The 17,237-nt window shown below is 56.3% G+C and carries 16 protein-coding genes; 9 read left to right on the top strand and 7 right to left on the bottom strand.

Translation table 11 applies throughout. The features are described 5' to 3' along the window. Window positions 1-178: 178 nt before the first annotated feature. Window positions 179-2,626 carry a heavy metal translocating P-type ATPase gene (locus KJ653_09970; protein ID MBU0686153.1) on the bottom strand — a complete coding sequence of 816 codons (2,448 nt, stop codon included), beginning with the start codon at window positions 2,624-2,626 and terminating at the stop codon, window positions 179-181. 375 nt (window positions 2,627-3,001) lie between these two features. Between KJ653_09970 and KJ653_09975 the strand changes: the two genes are divergently transcribed. Together KJ653_09975 and KJ653_09980 are read left to right on the top strand one after the other, a co-directional pair. After that, window positions 3,002-3,394, top strand: a complete 393-nt coding sequence (locus KJ653_09975) for a MoaD family protein (GenBank protein MBU0686154.1) — start codon at window positions 3,002-3,004, stop codon at window positions 3,392-3,394. An 86-nt stretch (window positions 3,395-3,480) separates the two neighbouring features. Continuing rightward, on the top strand, window positions 3,481-4,434 hold the full coding sequence (locus tag KJ653_09980) for an FKBP-type peptidyl-prolyl cis-trans isomerase (protein MBU0686155.1): 954 nt from the start codon (window positions 3,481-3,483) through the stop codon (window positions 4,432-4,434). Here KJ653_09980 and KJ653_09985 read toward each other — a convergent pair. The 3 genes from KJ653_09985 to thiD all read right to left on the bottom strand — a co-directional run bounded on the left by KJ653_09985 (window position 4,412) and on the right by thiD (window position 7,856). Further along, a complete protein-coding gene (locus KJ653_09985) occupies window positions 4,412-5,296 on the bottom strand; it encodes a phosphatase PAP2 family protein (protein ID MBU0686156.1) in 885 nt (294 codons plus the stop codon). The genes KJ653_09980 and KJ653_09985 overlap by 23 nt on opposite strands. Before the next feature lie 81 nt (window positions 5,297-5,377). After that, window positions 5,378-6,526, bottom strand: a complete 1,149-nt coding sequence (locus KJ653_09990) for a glycosyltransferase (GenBank protein MBU0686157.1) — start codon at window positions 6,524-6,526, stop codon at window positions 5,378-5,380. Window positions 6,527-6,530: 4 nt separating this feature from the next. Next, the gene (gene thiD / locus KJ653_09995; protein ID MBU0686158.1) at window positions 6,531-7,856 is read right to left on the bottom strand and encodes a bifunctional hydroxymethylpyrimidine kinase/phosphomethylpyrimidine kinase; all 1,326 of its coding nucleotides are present in this window, start codon (window positions 7,854-7,856) and stop codon (window positions 6,531-6,533) included. 104 nt (window positions 7,857-7,960) lie between these two features. Between thiD and KJ653_10000 the strand changes: the two genes are divergently transcribed. Then, window positions 7,961-8,353, top strand: coding sequence for a hypothetical protein (locus KJ653_10000; protein MBU0686159.1), 393 nt, complete (start codon window positions 7,961-7,963; stop codon window positions 8,351-8,353). A 37-nt stretch (window positions 8,354-8,390) separates the two neighbouring features. Further along, a complete protein-coding gene (locus KJ653_10005) occupies window positions 8,391-10,430 on the top strand; it encodes an LUD domain-containing protein (GenBank protein ID MBU0686160.1) in 2,040 nt (679 codons plus the stop codon). Here the strand turns inward: KJ653_10005 and thpR are convergent. The 3 genes from thpR to KJ653_10020 all read right to left on the bottom strand — a co-directional run bounded on the left by thpR (window position 10,422) and on the right by KJ653_10020 (window position 12,514). Further along, on the bottom strand, window positions 10,422-10,994 hold the full coding sequence (gene thpR / locus KJ653_10010; GenBank protein ID MBU0686161.1) for an RNA 2',3'-cyclic phosphodiesterase: 573 nt from the start codon (window positions 10,992-10,994) through the stop codon (window positions 10,422-10,424). The genes KJ653_10005 and thpR overlap by 9 nt on opposite strands. Before the next feature lie 52 nt (window positions 10,995-11,046). Further along, entirely contained in the window at window positions 11,047-11,799 is a 753-nt protein-coding gene (locus KJ653_10015; protein MBU0686162.1) for a PrsW family intramembrane metalloprotease, read from the bottom strand. A 535-nt stretch (window positions 11,800-12,334) separates the two neighbouring features. Beyond that, the gene (locus tag KJ653_10020; protein ID MBU0686163.1) at window positions 12,335-12,514 is read right to left on the bottom strand and encodes a 4Fe-4S binding protein; all 180 of its coding nucleotides are present in this window, start codon (window positions 12,512-12,514) and stop codon (window positions 12,335-12,337) included. Between the two features lie 211 nt (window positions 12,515-12,725). Between KJ653_10020 and KJ653_10025 the strand changes: the two genes are divergently transcribed. The 5 genes from KJ653_10025 to KJ653_10045 all read left to right on the top strand — a co-directional run. Further along, on the top strand, window positions 12,726-13,817 hold the full coding sequence (locus KJ653_10025) for an amidohydrolase family protein (protein MBU0686164.1): 1,092 nt from the start codon (window positions 12,726-12,728) through the stop codon (window positions 13,815-13,817). Then, a complete protein-coding gene (locus tag KJ653_10030; protein MBU0686165.1) occupies window positions 13,805-14,242 on the top strand; it encodes a universal stress protein in 438 nt (145 codons plus the stop codon). The genes KJ653_10025 and KJ653_10030 overlap by 13 nt, the downstream gene beginning before the upstream one ends. 7 nt (window positions 14,243-14,249) lie before the next feature. Further along, the gene (locus KJ653_10035; protein MBU0686166.1) at window positions 14,250-15,092 is read left to right on the top strand and encodes a CBS domain-containing protein; all 843 of its coding nucleotides are present in this window, start codon (window positions 14,250-14,252) and stop codon (window positions 15,090-15,092) included. Between the two features lie 5 nt (window positions 15,093-15,097). Further along, on the top strand, window positions 15,098-16,795 hold the full coding sequence (gene glyS / locus KJ653_10040; protein MBU0686167.1) for a glycine--tRNA ligase: 1,698 nt from the start codon (window positions 15,098-15,100) through the stop codon (window positions 16,793-16,795). Next, window positions 16,792-17,237 (top strand): site-specific DNA-methyltransferase (locus KJ653_10045; GenBank protein ID MBU0686168.1); only part of this gene is annotated, 446 nt, incomplete at its 3' end. The genes glyS and KJ653_10045, both read left to right, overlap by 4 nt.

Genomic DNA, 17,237 nt, shown 5'->3' on the forward strand with positions numbered 1-17,237 from the left:
GCCCTGGGGGGTGGTGGGCAGTGGCATTCATGGTCGCTTGACAATTGGCCCACAATCCTGCGGACTCTTGTGTTGTTATCAGTTAGGGCCGAGATAACCTTTTCTACCTACTTCATGAGGATTACCGGTTCCTCTGAATTGGTTCACTGGCATGTTGACCTCGGATTTCTAATCTCTCTCAGGGCCTGAAGCTCCTGAGGAGAGAGGCGTTGGTGACCACGGACACTGAGCTAAAGGCCATCGCACCTGCAGCAATCATTGGACTGAGGAGCCAGTTTGTGAGTGGGAAGAGCAGCCCCGCGGCTATTGGTATGGCTGCTATGTTGTAGAACAACGCCCAGAACAGATTCTGTCTGATCTTTGCGAATGTGCGCCTGCTCAGCTTGATGGCGGTGACGACTCCTTTGAGATCCTCGCCGATGAGGACGATGTTTCCGGATTCGAGCGCGATGTCCGTACCCGTTCCCAGGGCGATCCCGATGTCCGCCTGAGCTAGTGCGGGGGCATCGTTGATGCCGTCCCCCACCATGGCGACGACCTCGCCTCTTTCCTGAAAGGCTTTGACTACTCCGGCTTTGTCTGCCGGGAGCACCTGCGCTCTGAATTCGTCAATGCCTGCCTGCTTTGCAATCGCCCGAGCGGTCCTTTCGTTGTCACCGGTGAGCATGACGATTCTCAGCCCTAGCCCCTTCAGCCCTGACAGCGCCTCACTGGCTGCCGGTTTCAGAGTGTCTGCAACACCTATTAATCCGAGCACTGCGCCTTCCGAGACGCACGCCATCACTGTCATCCCTTCGTTTTCCATGGACTCCATCTTGGCGTTGAGCAGGCCGAGGTCCGCTCCTAGTCGTTCAATCATGCGTCTGTTGCCTACCAAGACGTCATGGCCGTTCACCTTGGCCGTGACTCCTTCTCCGGCAACCACGCTGGAAACATCCGGTGTCTCTAGAGTGACTCCAGCACCTTCCGCTGCCGCGATCACGGCTCTTGAGAGGACGTGTTCCGAGCCCTTCTCTGCGCTCCCGGCAAGAAGAAGGAGCTCTTTCTCGTCCTTGGCGGAACCGAGCTCCGTCTTGACAACCCTAGGCTCCCCTCTTGTCAGAGTGCCAGTCTTGTCGAAGATAACCGTCGTCAGTCTGTGTGCTGTCTCGAGGGCGGTGGCATCCTTTATGAGTACCCCCATCTGCGCGCCGCGCCCAGTCCCGACCACGATCGCGGTGGGAGTGGCCAGGCCCAAAGCGCACGGACATGCGATCACGAGCACGGCCACGAAAGCGGTGAGCGCGAAAGTCAGTCTGTCGCCGACATCCCATTGACCGGACCCGATGAAGTACCAGAACAGGAATGTGAAGATGGCCACCGTCATCACGATCGGCACGAAATATCCAGCCACTGTGTCAGCGACCCTTTCGATTGGCGCCTTGGTGCTCTGGGCGTCCTCGACCAATTTGACTATCTGGGCCAAGGTGGTGTTCCTTCCCACCCTCGTAGCCTTGATCTTCAGCACTCCTCCCAGGTTCACCGTCCCTCCAGTGACCTGTGACCCGACCGACTTCTCACTCGGAATCGATTCGCCAGTGACGAGAGATTCGTCTATTGCGGACTCGCCTACGACTACGACTCCGTCTACCGGGACCCTCTCCCCGGGCTTGACGAGGACCACGTCTCCCTCGACGAGATCCTCGACTCCAATCTCGACCTCTGCGCCATCCTTGATTGCCACGGCCATCGGGGGTTGAAGGTTCATCAGCTTGACGATGGATTCGGACGTGGCTCCTCTCGATTTGAGCTCAAGATACTTGCCGGCAAGGACCAGCGTGATAATGACTGCGGAAGTGTCAAAATAGACGTTTGAGGAGCTGACTTGGCCAGGGAACAGTGTAACGACCATGCTATAAACCCACGCCGCTGTTGTGCCCATGACGACCAGCGTGTCCATGTTTGCTCTTCGGTTTCTGAAAGCCCAGTAGGTTCCCCTATAGTACCTAAGGCCGGCATAGAACTGGACAGGTGTTGCAAGGACTAACAGGACGATGTTCCTCAGGGTCTCGTCTATCAGCCCTTTGGGCCAAACGTCATAGGTCATCGACATTGCGGCAACGGGTACGCTCAACACTGCTGCGAACACCAAGGTGTTCCAGATCTCCTTGAGCTCCTCCGCACGTGCAGCCTGCTCGGCCATGACGCCTTGTACCTCGAGGACCTTGTAGCCAGATTCCTCCACTGCCTTCTTCATATCCGATTCGGAGGCCATTGACGAGTCGTAGTCGACTGTCGCCTTTCCGAGCGCGAAGTTCACTCTGGCATCCCTGACGCCCGGTAACTCTTTCAGAGCATCTTGGACAGAAATAGCGCATGTCGCGCAGTGCATGCCCCCAATAGTGAGGGTGATCTCATCCCTCGCCAAATCGTATCCGGATTCCTTGATGGTCTTCTCCACATCGTCCATGGAAACGGCCTTGGGGTCGTAGACGAATGTCGCCTTCTCTGTCACGAGGTTCACTCTAACTTCCTCGACGCCCTCTAGCGACATCAGGGCCTCCTTGACCGTGTCAGCGCAAGTGGCACAGTGCATTCCTTTGATTCTGACTGTAGCCTCCTGCTTGGATTTCTGGGGTCTTGCCAATACTTGTCCCTCTCCGGCTTCAATGCTCTCTAACGACGTGGGGTCTTGATATCAGTTGCCCCAACCATTCGGACAGGCGGGTTAGGTTGTAGCTTGACCCAACTATCCACCGCCCCTCGAAGGACACTGTTGTGTGATTAATAAGAAGCAAATTTAGATTTGTAGGTGTTGTAGTTTGTCGAAATAAAACGCAAGGCCTTGAATCACTGCAAGCCCTGCGCCATCTCAAATGACGGACTGTCTGCGCTGCGACAGATACAATGCGCTATCCGTCGCCGCGGCCTGCGACGGATTCCTGCGCGGGATGCCCTTCCTCGCTTTCCTCATCTTGCGCCCTCCTTGTGTTACGGACTATGTCTGGGCAAAGAGGATGTCATGGCAAAGAGGATGTCATCGTCGGCCACCAGTGACCACATGCCGGCCACCTCTTCCATCAGCGGCCTTGAACTGGCATCATTTAATACAGAGCTAGGCGCTCAACTGATTGAAATCATGGCGAGAATCTCGGTCAAGATGTTCGCAACAGTCCGCGAGGCTGCAGGGACATCGGAATGCGCGCTTGAGGCGGACGACCTCACTGACATGGTCTCGAAGCTGAGGAGGAGCCTCGGGCCTGCCCTGTCCAAGATCTTCGATCAATTGGATTCCGACCCCGAGGGGCTCGTGATCCTTGTTAACGGCTTCAATGTCGATCGGAGAAACCTGACGACCGTGAAATTCCGTGATGGAGATGATGTGGCGATCTTCCCACCAGTGTCAGGCGGCTGAGGCTCGCTATGCTTCCTGGCTCACCGTTTTGATCTGCGACAAGCTTTATATTGACTCACTCTATAACCGCGCCCCAGGAGTTCATAATGGAGAGCGCGCATCCGGCCAAGAAAAAGAGAGACCCGAAGAAGATGCTGTTGGCCCTCATCATCGCAGGGATTCTCCTGTCAGTCGTTGCCATCGGCTATGTCCTAGTAACAGGAAGGGGGACATCCAGCGTAGCCACCACGGGCGGGATTGCGAATGGCGACAGTGTCACAATGAACTACATAGGCCGACTTCCCGACGGGAGTGTCTTCGACACCAGCCTGCTCGACGTCGCTCAGGATAACGGACGCTATCCGAAATCGCTCACATTCACACTGAGGTCAAACGACAGCTACACGCCGTTCACGATGACCGCAGGGAACTACGGTTCCGGCGGCACTATCAAAGGGTTCGCCTTGGGAGTGATTGGGATGCATGTGAACGAGACGAAGCTCATCGAGGTCATTCCGGGTGAAGGCTATTCAGTTGATCCTGACATGATCAGGACCATAGACATCGTCCAGCAGGTCCCGGCGACCGAGGTGATGACCGTCCAGGAGTTCAAGGACGCCTTCCGGACGAATCCAATACTCATGCAGACCTTGCCGCACTTCTTCTGGGGATGGAACGTGGTGGTCGCGTTCAATGATAGCGGAATTGTGACAATCAAGCACGAGCCAATCGTTGGACAGACTGTCTATCCGTTCGGGAACCCGAGCGGCTCAACAACCCCCTTGGGATGGCCGGTTGTTGTCGAGTCGTACGACCCGAATGGACTCAACGGCAATGGAATGACGACAGTGAGGCACATCATCTCCCCCTCTGATGTGTACAATGTGAAAGGCACGGACTCCGATGGGAAGAGCTTCGTTCTCTCGGCGTACAACGCGACTGCGGGGACATTCCAGATGCATAGGAGCAACTCTGAAACCGGTTACAACGGCGAGCTCGCAGGTAGGACGCTGTTCTTCGAGGTTACAATCGTATCTATCAAGGCTTCTTCGACTCAGTGACCTGTCTTTCAGGCCGCCTGAAGAGCTTCAAGGAAATAATCCTGACATATCTATCTATCGTCATCTGGACCTTCTCCGTGTTTGCTGCCACTGTCGCCCCGACCGCGAGGATGAAGCCCGCGAAAACGTCCGCCGGCCAGTGAATTCCCAGGTAGAGTACGGAGAACACGATGGCGACGGTTGCGCCTCCCAAGAAGTACGTGAACCTCCTGTAACCCACCCCCGCATAGGCGAACACGAGGAATGCAGTCACGGAGAGGCTCACATGCCCGCTGGGGAAGTCGTTGTCGAGCGGATCGACGCTCGTGACCATCTTGCCCCAGTTAGTGCTCACGTACAGCTGGGGGGTCATTCCGGACTCCGGATGGGAGCCGCTGACCGCGACGGGGAACAGAAAGTAGAACGGTGTGAGGACGACGTAGTTGATCATTATGGCCACCGCGAATTTCCTGAGAGTCAATCTGTCGTCCTTGACTAGCAGGAGGATGGGGACGAAGTACGTGAGATATGCGAAGACCCAGGCATATGCGATTATGAAGAAGTCCGTCAGGAGTCTGTAGTCCAGTCTGTCCTGCAATATCCTAATGGCGCCTCCAGAGAGGCTGAAAATCCAGTTCGTGTACACGATCTCTTTCGAAGTGTGTCCCGGGTCCGACATCCCGCGCTCCACGACGTCCTGGAGTTGCACGAACAGGGGGAAGGCTGCGAGGATAACTATGTAGACAAGGTTGTACTTGAGAGACAGGAGCGTCTTCCTGATGAACATGTCCTTCCATCCAACAAGTATGAGCAGTCCTGCGAAGGTCGCGACGACAAGACTGATCGCATAAATGGCGAAGAAGACTGGGTAAGAGAGTGCCATCCTTTCCGGTCAGTCAAATCAGCGCACACGATAGAAATACTTTGCCGAATACGGCTCAGAACAGAGTTCAAAGGTCCTTGATCATCCCATGCTCTTGAGGATCTCGACGGCGTGATCGTACGCCTTCTCGAGCCTCGCCGTGCAAGCTTCCACAGAATACTCACGAGCTGATGCAACTGCATCCAACATCATCGATTCGGACCGGCGGAGGCATCTACGAATGGCATCAGCGCATGTGTCCAGTTCGAAGAGACAACCGTTCTTCCCTTCGCGGACGAACTCCGGGATGGCCCTGTACCTGATTCCAGCAACTGGCGTGCCAGAGGCGAGAGCTTCCAGCACCACAAGACCCTGAGTTTCAAACGTTGACGCTATCACAAGCGCTTCGCAGCTGGCGTAAGCTACTGGGAGCTCATCATCGGGAAGAAAACCGGCAAAGACCACCTTGTCCTTGATACCCAGGTCTTTGGCCATCCGTTTGTATTCATCTGCCGAGGGCCCCTTTCCAACTACCAGCAGCCTGAGCTCCGGCTCCCTCTGTCCGAGCTCCGCAACCGCTTTCAGGACGATATCGAACCGCTTCTCAGGCGACAGCCGGCCGACATGTAGAAGGACCCGCATGCCCGCCAGGCCATATTTGCCGAGGAATCCCTTGTCGTACCTCTCCGGGGTGAACCTCGTGCAGTCGACGCCCGTGGGAACTACCTCGCACGACTTCATCCGGACGCCGTTCATCTCCAACTCCTCCTTTATCGGGGCTGAGGGTGCGATTACGATCTCCGGCCTCTTCAGCAGGTTCCTAAGATATATCCAGACCATCTTCTGCATGATCTCCGAGTTGATGCCTATCGGTGAATAGTACTTCATGGCCTCATTCGCCATTGTGTGGAACGTGAGGACGTGGGGCAGTTTCAAGGCCCTTGCGGCCGTGAGGCTCAGGATTGCCATCGATGCGATTCCGTGCGAATGGATGATGTCCACGCGTTCTCTCCTGAGGTGCTCGAGCATGTCGGAGGGGGAGATGACGACCCTGTACCCGGGGTAGGACTTGAATTCTATCGAAGGGAGATAGTGGACGGGTCTCGTCGTAACCGGTATCGGATTCACCTCTGGTGCAAGTACTATGACCTCGTGCCCTCTTTTCTCAAGGCCACCCGCTGCGATCTCCATCGCAACGACAGCTCCGTCCACTGTGGGGTGGAAGGAGTCGACAAACATCGCGATCTTCACAGGTTCACCTAGGGAATCGCTTCTGCTTCATTCGCTTCAGCTTTGCTAGCACGTCCTCCGGAGACGTGCCCAGCACTCTGATCATGGGTTCCTTGCCGACGCCGCCCTTGTCGAAAATGATGTCTGGAACTGACCCGAAATCTTCGATTGCCTCGTGCATCCCCCAAGTCATCGAGGAGACCCCTTTTGGTTCGAACTCTCGGTCGAAAGATGCGACCGCGAGTCTCGCCTTCCTGCACGCCGATATGTTGTCTTCGGAGTATTTGATGTTCAAAGCACAGCGCTTCTCCGGCTCGTGCGAAGATGCGGCTATTACGATCCTCGCGACGTGCTTTGACGCTCCGAACCTCGCACAACCGACCTTCCGAGCCTCCGTTCCCACCCTCACGATACGGCCGTTGAAGGCGGCGACCTCATCCAAATCAAGCGCCCCGAGCACGGCGTAACCCATGTTCGATCCCACCTCGGGCACCAGGTCCGCGTTCATGAGGCTCTCCAGCTCTTTCCCAGCCAGCTCTAGCGCTTCGAGCATAGCCGGCTTCTCAGCCTCGATCCTCAGGACTGCGAGCGGGTTGGCACAAGGGACGCCTGCCCCGACGATCTCCCTCGCAAGGATAGCCTTGTAGATCATCCCTTTGGATTTGCGGACCGCTTGCTCCAATTCGAGCCCTGTCGCAAGGTTGGCGGCTATTAGTGACGCAAGAGCGCATCCGGTGCCGTGCACCTCGGCCTTCGCCCTTGGCGATACGATTCTCTCTACGCCTTCTTTCGTGACCAGGAAGTCTGCCGCCTCGGATCCTCGCAGATGTCCTCCCTTGAGGAGGACCGCCTTCGGCCCCAGCTCCAGTATCTCGTAGGCGGCGGATATTGCCGATTTCTGGTTCTTGACGTCGATTCCAGATAGGCTGGACGCCTCTCTTATGTTCGGTGTGACGAGAGTCGCTACTGGGATTAGTTTGGCAATCAACGCGTCCACAAACCCTTCTCTGTGCAAGCTGCTCCCAGTCGTCGCCGCCATCACAGGGTCCACGACGATTGGAGTCCTGACACCTTTGATCATGCCGGCGATGGTAAGAACGATTTCGGAACTGTACAGCATCCCAGTCTTGATGGCATCCAGGTGAACGTCCTCGAGGACCGATTCAAGCTGGGAAGCTACCACGGAGGTGGGCAGCGGGAATATCTCGGATACGCGTTTCGTGTTTTGCGATGTGACACAAGTTATGACGGAGCAGCCATGGACTCCCACCGCCTCGAACGACTTGAGGTCGGCCTGGAGCCCTGCCCCACCGACAGAATCGGAGCCAGCGATGGTCAGAGCGTTAGGCATCTGCCGCTCATCTACTACTGTCGATAAATCACTTGTGCCACGATGGAATGGCCGAGGCAGCTGGCATCATGGTTATATACGGGGTAGCCAATCCGACCGGTTGCATGAAAGCTGAGACCGGCCACATCATTTTCAAGGACAAGTTCAAGTACAAAGATGTGCAGAAATGCTTCGTGGAGCTGATGAAGGCCTTCCTCGACGAGACTGATCAGATGCCGGACGAGGACGAGATCCTCCAGATGTTCCTCAAGATCAACATGATGGACATCGAGAAGAACCGGAAGCCCGAAGGGTACAACAGGCGGGGCAGGATGAGGATGGTCTTCCCGCTCACCAGGGGTAAGAAGCAGTTCTACATACGCGCGGATTCAAAGACGGCAGAGACCGTCAGGATCACCGAGCGTCTGAGCAAGATCCTGAAGAAGGCGGGCGTTGCGCACACCATCGAATATGACAAGCTCCTGACGCTCCAGCCGCTCCAGCCGCTCCAGCCGTAGTGGCATCGCTGCCGCCCACCTCTGCGGATGAAGTACAATGAGTGAATCTGAAAACAGGACAAGGGTCAAGGGTGCGGTCGAGAACAGGTCATCGCTGGATGGCATGAGGAGATCCTTCAATACAATCGTTGATAGGCAGAAGGAGAACTCCTGCAGGATTCCTGACCTCGAGTCCAGGAAGGAAAGGCTCAGGAAGATCAAGGAGTCCTCGGTCGGGAACGAAGAGCTCTTTGTGCAGGCCGTCTCCATCCTCCGCGAAAACGGATTCAGGGTCATACTGGCGAAGACCGCTGAGGCAGCCATCAGAAAAGTGAAGGATGAGCTCAAAGGATACGACCTGGTCGTCAAGTCGAAGTCGAACATAACGAAGGAGCTCCACCTCGCGGATGCGCTAGAATCGGACGGCGTGAAGGTCGTTGAGACCGACCTAGGCGACAGGATAATCCAGTTGGCTGGATGTCCAGCAACTCATCCTACAGGTCCCGCGTGCCACATGACCCGAGGGGAAATATCGACCCTCTTCTCGAAGCACTTCGGAAAGAAGGTTTCCGAGGACCCGATGGAGCTCACGAAGGTAATGCGCGAGGAAATCGCCTCATACATGTCAAAGGCGAAGGTCGGCATCACGGGTGCGAACGCGGTGTCAGCGGCCGAGGGCGCGGTCGTCATAGTCCACAACGAGGGCAACGCGGCGAAGTGCGCGATGCTCCCCGACAAGCACATCGTGATCACGACTCCGGACAAGATAGTTCCCACGCTCGACGATGCGGTCAACATCACAAAATTACAGACCTACCTATCGACCGGCAAAATCATCAGCTCATACATCAACGTGGTGACTGGCCCTAGCTACACAGCCGATATTGAGAAGAAGATCTACAAAGGGATGCACGGACCGAAGGAGGTCATCATACTCTTCGTCGATGACGGCCGGCTAGAGGCCCCCGACAAGGAGCCTCAGTACTGCATCGGATGCGGCATGTGCCTCCTGCACTGTCCCACGTACAATGTCGTTGGTCCCATCTTCGGTCCTCCCGGACACATGGGCGGGCAGGGCACCTATTTGGCGGGATCGCGCGGGAAGATAGACGAGTCCGTGGAATCCGGACTGTACCTCTGCACCTCGTGCGGAGCTTGCACTGAGGTCTGTCCGGCCAAGATTGACACTAAAAAGGGAATCTCGAATGTGAGGGGGGACGCAAGAAAGGCTAAAAAAGGAAACCTCCCAGAGCACTCCGCGGTCATCGCCAGCGTGAAGAACTACGACAATCCGTGGCAGGTTCCTAGGCGACGGAAGCCGAAGTGGTCCGAGGGGCTGAGTCTCAAGAGCAATGGGGAGGTTCTCTACTTTGCCGGATGCTCGACATCCCTTCTGTTCCCCGAGTCCGCCAAGCGGGTCGTGCGGCTGATGAGGGGCTGTGGCGTCGAACCAGCATACCTGGGTCAGAACGAGAAGTGTTGCGGATCCACCATTCGAAAGCTCGGCGACGAAGAGCTGTCAAGGGAGAAGACTGAAGCCAGCTTCGAGGATTTCAAGAAAGCAGGCGCGAAGCTCGTGATCACATCCTGTCCCGGGTGCTCCTCGGCGCTCAACCATTTCAGGGAGCTGCCCGCGAGAAACGGCGTGAAGGTCCAGCATCTGTCGCAATTCCTGGCCGAGCGGCTTGACATGGCCTCGATGACGGCCCTGAACGACATCGGGCCGGTCACATTCCACGACCCCTGCGATCTCGGCAGAGCGCAGGGAATCTACGACGAGCCCAGGAAGCTCCTTTCATCTGCGCTTTCGTCTCCAGTCGTCGAGATGGCTCGCTCCCGAAACAACAGTGCTTGCTGCGGCTCGGGTTCAGGGGTGATGAGCGCCTACTCCGACCTTGCGAAGGCAATCGCTCTGGACAGGATAGGGATGGCCAAGGCCGCCGGCGCAAAGGTCATTGTCACATCGTGCCCGTGGTGTGAGCAGGGTCTGAAGGAGTGTCAGGGAGCGAATACAGAAGTCCAGGTCGTCGATCTTGCTGAGATCGTCGAGAGGTCGCAGGGCAGCCGTCCGAAGAAGAGCTCCAGGCGCTCAGGCTGAGTTTTGGCTATTGCCGAGCTGATGCTCTCTGACTGTGGAGTATGTCGGTCCTTGTGGACTGAGCACGCTCTTCTTGAGCATGATCCTGTCGATCAGATATTCTCCGTAGTCGGAGGCCGCCTTGGTCCTCAGTATCTCCTGCACATTGGCTATGTTCCTTCCGCTTCGAGTCCGCGCGAGGGTGAGATGCGGCACGAACCCCTTCCTGTCCCTGTCGAACCCCATGTCATTCATTGAAGCATCCAGCTTGGCAGCTATGTCCTGGAGGGGCTTGCCGTCCTCGATTCCTACCCAGACGATCCTGATGTTCGACATCGAGGGGAAGGCTCCCACCCCACGCAGGCGGATCCTGAACGGCCCGACCCCTTCGGTCGCATGCGAAATCCGGACTAGGACCCCGTCTACCAGACTCTCGTCCGTGTCCCCGAGGAACTTAAGCGTGATGTGCATGAGCTCCGGTCTTACAATCTTGAGGTCAGCTCTGGACCGGGCCAGCTCGTCGATGACTCCGACGAGGGCGTCGCTCGGCTCGACATCTGCGGAGATGAACGCCCTGAACTTCACAGTATCCGGATTGACCGTGGAGGTTCATATGCTTTTCACGTGAGAGACCGAGTCAACGTCTTCCTGCTTGACCTCTCCATTGACTGTCCAGGGATCTTATCTTCGACCGGACCATCGATATCCCGACGATCGCTATGATGAACGCTGCTGCGAGACCGATGAGGTAAGCTGTAGGCCCGATATCCTTCTCATAGATCGACCCGAATGATGCGGCAAGGTTGAAGACTCCGTGCATGGTCACCGCTCCCAAATAGTACAAGAGCCAGCTCCTGCGTTGGAGCGCGCTTCTCGCGATACCAAGTCCGAAGACAGATGACGCGCTCGCGTGCAGCAGAGCAGAGGAGAGGCTCCTGATGACTGCGATCGTGATGAACGCCCCGGCCCCGTCGGCGAAGTACGTGTTGCTCTCGTACAGCAGGTTCTCGGTCGCGGCGAACCCGAGGCCTGCAGCCGCCCCGAAAATAATCCCGTCCTCGATCTCTGACATGAACCTTCTGGCCTTGAACACTCCAAGCCCCTTTGCCATCTCTTCGACCAGGGGGGCCACAATGCAGGCCAGAATGAGATTGCCCAGGTTAGGATCCTGACCGAATATCTCGTAGACTCTGTTGATGTTCTGATCGACCAGAACCATCAGCAGGATCTCGAAGACAACCGCGATGGCAACAGAGACAACCGCACCGAATGCGAAGATCCTTAGAAGCCTTCCGTATGGTTTTCGGCCGTATCTCTCAGCGTTCCTGATCCAGACCAGGTAGATCAATGAGGGGACGAATGCGACCGTGAGAAGGATGATCATGTCCAAGATTATTTGGTCCAGTGATTCACCGTAGAAGTGAGGCGCAAATCAGTATTTCAAACTTGGTGGGGACGGCTCGAGCTGGCGTCAACTACCACCCATTGAAATGGATGACTTGTAACTATGCTCCATCAAGTTTCGAGGCTCGACATCATGGCAGGCTACGATTGGCTGGTTGACTTTGGGGATGCCGCCCCTCAGATACCGTCACGGTATCAGCAGCCTACTCCCACAGGAAGGCTTCACAGACATCTTATCCGCCCCGTCATTGCTGACGACTTGCCCGCAGGAGCAAGTATTGGTAGTGTGAGCCCTTCAACCGTCTTTCTCCCATTGGGAGTGTCTTGCCAACCGAGATTGGCGGCTCACGCAATGCCGAAAATACATAGGCTGTGGCGGAATATGTACTTGATGCTCCAATTCCTCCTCCCATTGAAATGGGAGGTCTCCTTGGAGGGAGTTACATGAATAATCAGAACGCTGGACCCTTTCGAGGGCCTAGGGAAACGAAATACGACTCGAGGATAACTGCGATGAGATTTTACTTCCCCTCTTCGACGGTGATCGAGTTGTTGGGGCACTCGTCCACGCAGGCCCCACAGTCAAGACACTTCTTGACATCTACGACTGCGACATCATTGACGGTTATGGCACCTTCAGGGCAAACGTCCACACAAGCACCGCAAGCAACGCATTCATCCTTGTTAATCTTAGCCGGCATCAGGATACCTCCGACGTTTCTTGGAATTCCCGAACTCCTCCCCACTTATAAATGTTCGTCACCAAATCGAAAATCAACAAATTTCAATTGGCATTGTCAAATTCAAATCTGGACCCCTGGGAAATCCCTATAAAAAAGGAACGGTTCCTTTCGATTTTCGGGTGCTCGGCAAATTATTAGAAACCAGTTCTCCATGGCGACGCTGAGAAGGATGAAGGAGGAGTTGATTGGTCGGTGGATCCTCACCGACGAAGGGGTTGTCAAGGGCTACCTCAGGGTGCTTGATGAGACCGTCGAAGAGGTGTGCCTAGGGAACCCTCCGAGCGGATCATCCAAGGTCTGCATCATCCCAGGTTTTGTGAACGCACACACTCACATAGGCGACTCGGTAGCTTATCCCGCCCCCAGAGGCTCCGTCGAGGAACTCGTGGGACCCCCTGATGGTTTCAAACACAGGGTGCTCAAGGAGCGGTCGATGGAGGAGAAGTCGGTAGCCGTGAGATCTGCTTCGGATCTTATGGCTCGCAGCGGGACTTCCTGTTTCGTGGACTTCCGCGAGGAGGGCCTGGAAGGAGTTCGGATGCTGTCTGAGTCTCTGGGTCCTCGTGCACCTCGGTCCGTTGTTCTGGGTAGACCGCTAGACATCAACTCCGCCAAGAGTGAGATCGACGCTCTCCTGGGCTCATGTGACGGGCTCGGCCTGAGCGCGCTGAAAGACTGGCCTCTCGACATACTTACTAAGCTCTCCGCAAGGGCCAAGTCTGCGGGCAAGCTGTTTTCCATCCACGCGAGCGAGACCGTGAGGGAGGACATTGACGAGGTTCTGAGTCTCAAACCTGATTTCGTCGTTCACATGGTCAAAGCGACCGATGAAGACATCGCGGCGTGTGTGGACTCGGGAGTGCCTATCGTCGTCTGTCCGCGGTCCAACGAGTTCTTCGGGCTTGAACTCGACATCCCAAGGCTGTTGAGAGCGGGCGCTACGGTCGGTTTGGGGACGGATAATGGCATGATTTCTAGGCCCGTGATGCTGGAGGAGCTGCAGACCGCTTATCAGATTGGCGCACGTAAGGGCGGTATCAGCCCCCTACAGACCGTTAGTCTGGCGACTTTCGGAGGGCGCAAAGTCTTAAATGCGAAGGGGAATATAACTACGGAAACCGGTGTGGGAGACGACCTTGCAGCCATCAGAGTCAAGGGCGAGGATCCCTTGCTCGAACTGGTGACCTCAGCAAGGCCAGATGATGTGCTAGCAGTGATACGCGGAGGTAAGTTGTGGAGGTCTGAGAGTTGGACGAAATAAGGAAGATACTCGTCGCGACCGACGGTTCCGAATACACGAAGGAAGCGGTATCTGCTGGACTTCATCTTGCCAAGATTCTCGGGGCCGAGGTCACGGCCCTTTATGTCATAGACCAGACATCTTTTGTGAGTTTTCCAATCGATTCATCAATCGTCAGCGTCTACTCACTGCTAGAGAACGAGGGCAAGCGCGCCGTGGAAGAGGTCAAGAAGGAGGGGGAGCAGACGGGGGTTAAGGTCAGCACGGTCGTGGTCGAGGGCTCTCCCACACGCAAGATAGTGGAGATGGCCGCTGACTTCGACCTTGTGGTTATCGGAACCTTGGGACGGTCGGCTCTGTCCAAGCTGTTCATGGGGAGTGTGGCGGAGAGGGTGACCAGATATGCGCCGTGCCCAGTCCTGGTAGTACGGAGCAAAAAGAGGTGATCCTCGGATGAAGGTCAAAGAGGTAATGACTGAGAATCCGATCGTAGCCGAGCTCCCTGGGACTCGGACCGAGGTTCTCAAGAAGCTCGTCAAGAACAACGTCACGGGCCTTCCCGTCGTCAGGGGTGAGGATGGCACGCTCGCGGGCTTCGTCACGAGGCAGGATATCTTCGCCAAGCCGGACGAGGAGCAGCTCGCCCTCGTCATGAGGCGTGACGCGCCGACGATAGGCCCCAATGCCAGCGTCAAGGATGCTGCTCGGATCATGGTAGATAACTCTATCAGCCACCTGCCAGTTGTCGAGAAAAACAAACTGGTGGGGATTCTTACTCCAACCGACCTGTTGATAGTGGTCGAGAAGGACAATCCACAGATCGCAGTCGAAGAGATCGTCAGGTCTCCGTGCATTCCGATATATCTCGCAGCGCCTCTCTCAGTCGCGCTCGCGACCTTCAGAGCGGCCAGGGTCACCGCTCTCCCGGTCTTGGACGACGACGCGAAGCTAGTCGGCATCCTAACGGACAGGGACATGTTCAACCAGACCATCGTGGATAGCTCCGTTGTCATGAGCGATCTGGGCATAAGCGACGATGAGGACAACTGGACATGGGAAGGACTCAGGAACGTCATGAAGCTCTGGTACGAGGTCTCAAGAGTCGACCTCCCGAAGCTAACGGTCAAGGACATCATGATAAAGAATCCTATGACTGTCTTCCGAAAGACGCTGGTCGGGGACGCTGCGAGGATAATGCGCAAGCACGATTTCGGGCAGTTGCCCGTCAGAGACTCAAAGGACAACCTCGTGGCGATGATTTATGACATAGACGTGGTATCCACGCTCACAAAGTGATGCAAATGGATCCGCAGGAGCTGCTCTCCCTCTGCAAGCGGAGGGGTTTCCTATGGCCGGCGTACGACATCTATGGGGCCGTAGCCGGACTCTATGACTACGGTCCTTTGGGCGCCGCGCTCAAGACGAACATCGAGAACCACTGGAGAAAGCTGTACGTCCTGGGCGAGGGCTTCCAAGAGATTTCCTGCCCGATCGTGGCTCCCGAACCGGTCTTCAAGGCTTCTGGTCACCTGGATGCGTTCTCGGACATGTATGTCGAGTGCCTCAAATGCGGGGAGACCTACAGGGCGGACCATGTTGCTGCTGGCATGCACGAAAACGCCGCTTCCTTGAACGAGGAGCAGCTGAGCAAGTTGCTCAAGGATAAGAATGCCAGGTGCCTCGAATGCAAGGGCGAGCTGACCTCCCCTAGGCGATTCAACCTCATGTTCAAGACATCTATCGGAGCTGGCAAGGGCAAGACAGCCTACCTCAGGCCCGAGACCGCTCAGGGGATGTTCGTCAACTTCTCGCAGGTGTATAGATACGGCCGTGAGAAGCTCCCTGTGGGCGTCGTCCAGGTGGGCAGGGCTTTCCGGAACGAGATATCGCCCAGGCAGGGAGTCATCAGACTGAGGGAGTTCTCGCAGATGGAGGCCGAACTGTTCGTACACCCCGATGACAAGCATTGGCCCAGATTCAAGAATGTCAAGGACCGGGAGATCCCACTGGTCCCGAACGATGGTGCGGCTAGGACGATGACTCTCGACGAGGCGGTAAAGACCAAGGTCATAGCCAATCAGGTGCTCGCGTACTTCATGTGGCTCACGTACAAGTTCGCACTTGACGTCGGCCTGGACCCTGCGAGAGTGAGGTTCAGACAGCATCTGAAGACAGAGATGGCTCACTACGCTTCGGACTGCTGGGACCTGGAGGCGGACATAGGTTATGGGTGGACCGAACTCGTAGGCGTCGCTGACAGGGGGAGCTACGACGTCCAGGCACACATAAACCATTCGGGAGCCGACCTAACGGCATTCGAGAGGTTCGATGAGCCCAAGGAGATTGAGGAGGAGGTCGTCAAGCCCAACTTCGGCGCGCTTGGCCCAGCATTCAAGGGAAAGGCGAAACAGGTGGCCGAGGCTCTTACGAAGCTCCCAGTTGCCTCAGTGAAAGGAAAAGACAAGGTGGTCGTCGAAGTGAGCGGAGAGAAGGTGACCGTGCCTGGATCATGCTATGAGATCTCCTTGAGAAAGGAGAAGGTTTCCGGGAGGAAGCTCATCCCTCATGTCATCGAACCCTCATACGGAGTCGACAGGATACTGTTCGCAGTCCTCGATCATTCATACGCCATCAAGGACGACTATGTCACCCTCAGGCTCAGAGGCCTCGTCGCCCCTATCAAGGCGGGAGTGTTTCCGCTGATGCCGAGGGATGACCTCGACACCATCGCGCTCGAGATTCACGAGTCTTTGGCAAAAGCTGGGTATCCATCCTACTACGACGATTCGGGATCGATAGGCAGGAGATACGCCCGCATGGACGAGGTGGGCACGCCGTGCTGCATAACGGTGGACTACGACACCAAGACCGACGGCTGTGTTACGATCAGGGAGAGAGATACCGCGAACCAGATCAGGGTCAGGAAGGAGGAAGTCCCGAAGGCGGTCGAGATGATCGTCGGCGGCACCTCGCTGGAGTCCTTGACTAAGAAGAAATGAGGAGAACCCGAACATACATGCCCTCATCTCCTCCAAAGCACAACTCCGAAGGGGGAGCGTTCCCGCAGGCTCGTGACCTGTCAGGTGAATTCAGGAAGCACATCGGCAGGAAGGTCAGCTACGCAACCCACGGGATCCACAGATATCCTGCGAAGTTCATACCGCAGATACCCCGGTTCTGCCTGGAGTCGTACTCGGAGGTGGGCGACGATGTCTTGGATCCGTTCATGGGCTCTGGCACGACCCTCCTGGAATCATACATTACCGGCCGGGATAGCTATGGGATCGACATCCACCCGTTGGCGAGACTCATCGCGAAGGTGAAGACCACACCGGTCGACCCTCGGTCCCTGGGCGCCTCCGCTGAGAATCTCCTATCGAGCATCAGGAGCGACGGTGATGACAACAGCGCATGGGTCCCCGAGATACCGAACAGGGAGCA

The organism is Candidatus Thermoplasmatota archaeon (assembly GCA_018814355.1).
Lineage (GTDB): Archaea > Thermoplasmatota > Thermoplasmata > UBA10834 > UBA10834 > COMBO-56-21.

Coding starts and splice junctions, on each gene's coding strand:
- thiD (MBU0686158.1), bottom strand. CDS start 7,856: ATGCCTAACGCTCTGACCATCGCTGGCTCCGATTCTGTCGGTGGGGCA.
- KJ653_09975 (MBU0686154.1), top strand. CDS start 3,002: ATGGCAAAGAGGATGTCATCGTCGGCCACCAGTGACCACATGCCGGCC.
- glyS (MBU0686167.1), top strand. CDS start 15,098: ATGGATCCGCAGGAGCTGCTCTCCCTCTGCAAGCGGAGGGGTTTCCTA.
- KJ653_10000 (MBU0686159.1), top strand. CDS start 7,961: ATGAAAGCTGAGACCGGCCACATCATTTTCAAGGACAAGTTCAAGTAC.
- KJ653_10035 (MBU0686166.1), top strand. CDS start 14,250: ATGAAGGTCAAAGAGGTAATGACTGAGAATCCGATCGTAGCCGAGCTC.
- KJ653_09980 (MBU0686155.1), top strand. CDS start 3,481: ATGGAGAGCGCGCATCCGGCCAAGAAAAAGAGAGACCCGAAGAAGATG.
- KJ653_09985 (MBU0686156.1), bottom strand. CDS start 5,296: ATGGCACTCTCTTACCCAGTCTTCTTCGCCATTTATGCGATCAGTCTT.
- KJ653_10005 (MBU0686160.1), top strand. CDS start 8,391: ATGAGTGAATCTGAAAACAGGACAAGGGTCAAGGGTGCGGTCGAGAAC.
- KJ653_10020 (MBU0686163.1), bottom strand. CDS start 12,514: ATGCCGGCTAAGATTAACAAGGATGAATGCGTTGCTTGCGGTGCTTGT.
- KJ653_10025 (MBU0686164.1), top strand. CDS start 12,726: ATGAAGGAGGAGTTGATTGGTCGGTGGATCCTCACCGACGAAGGGGTT.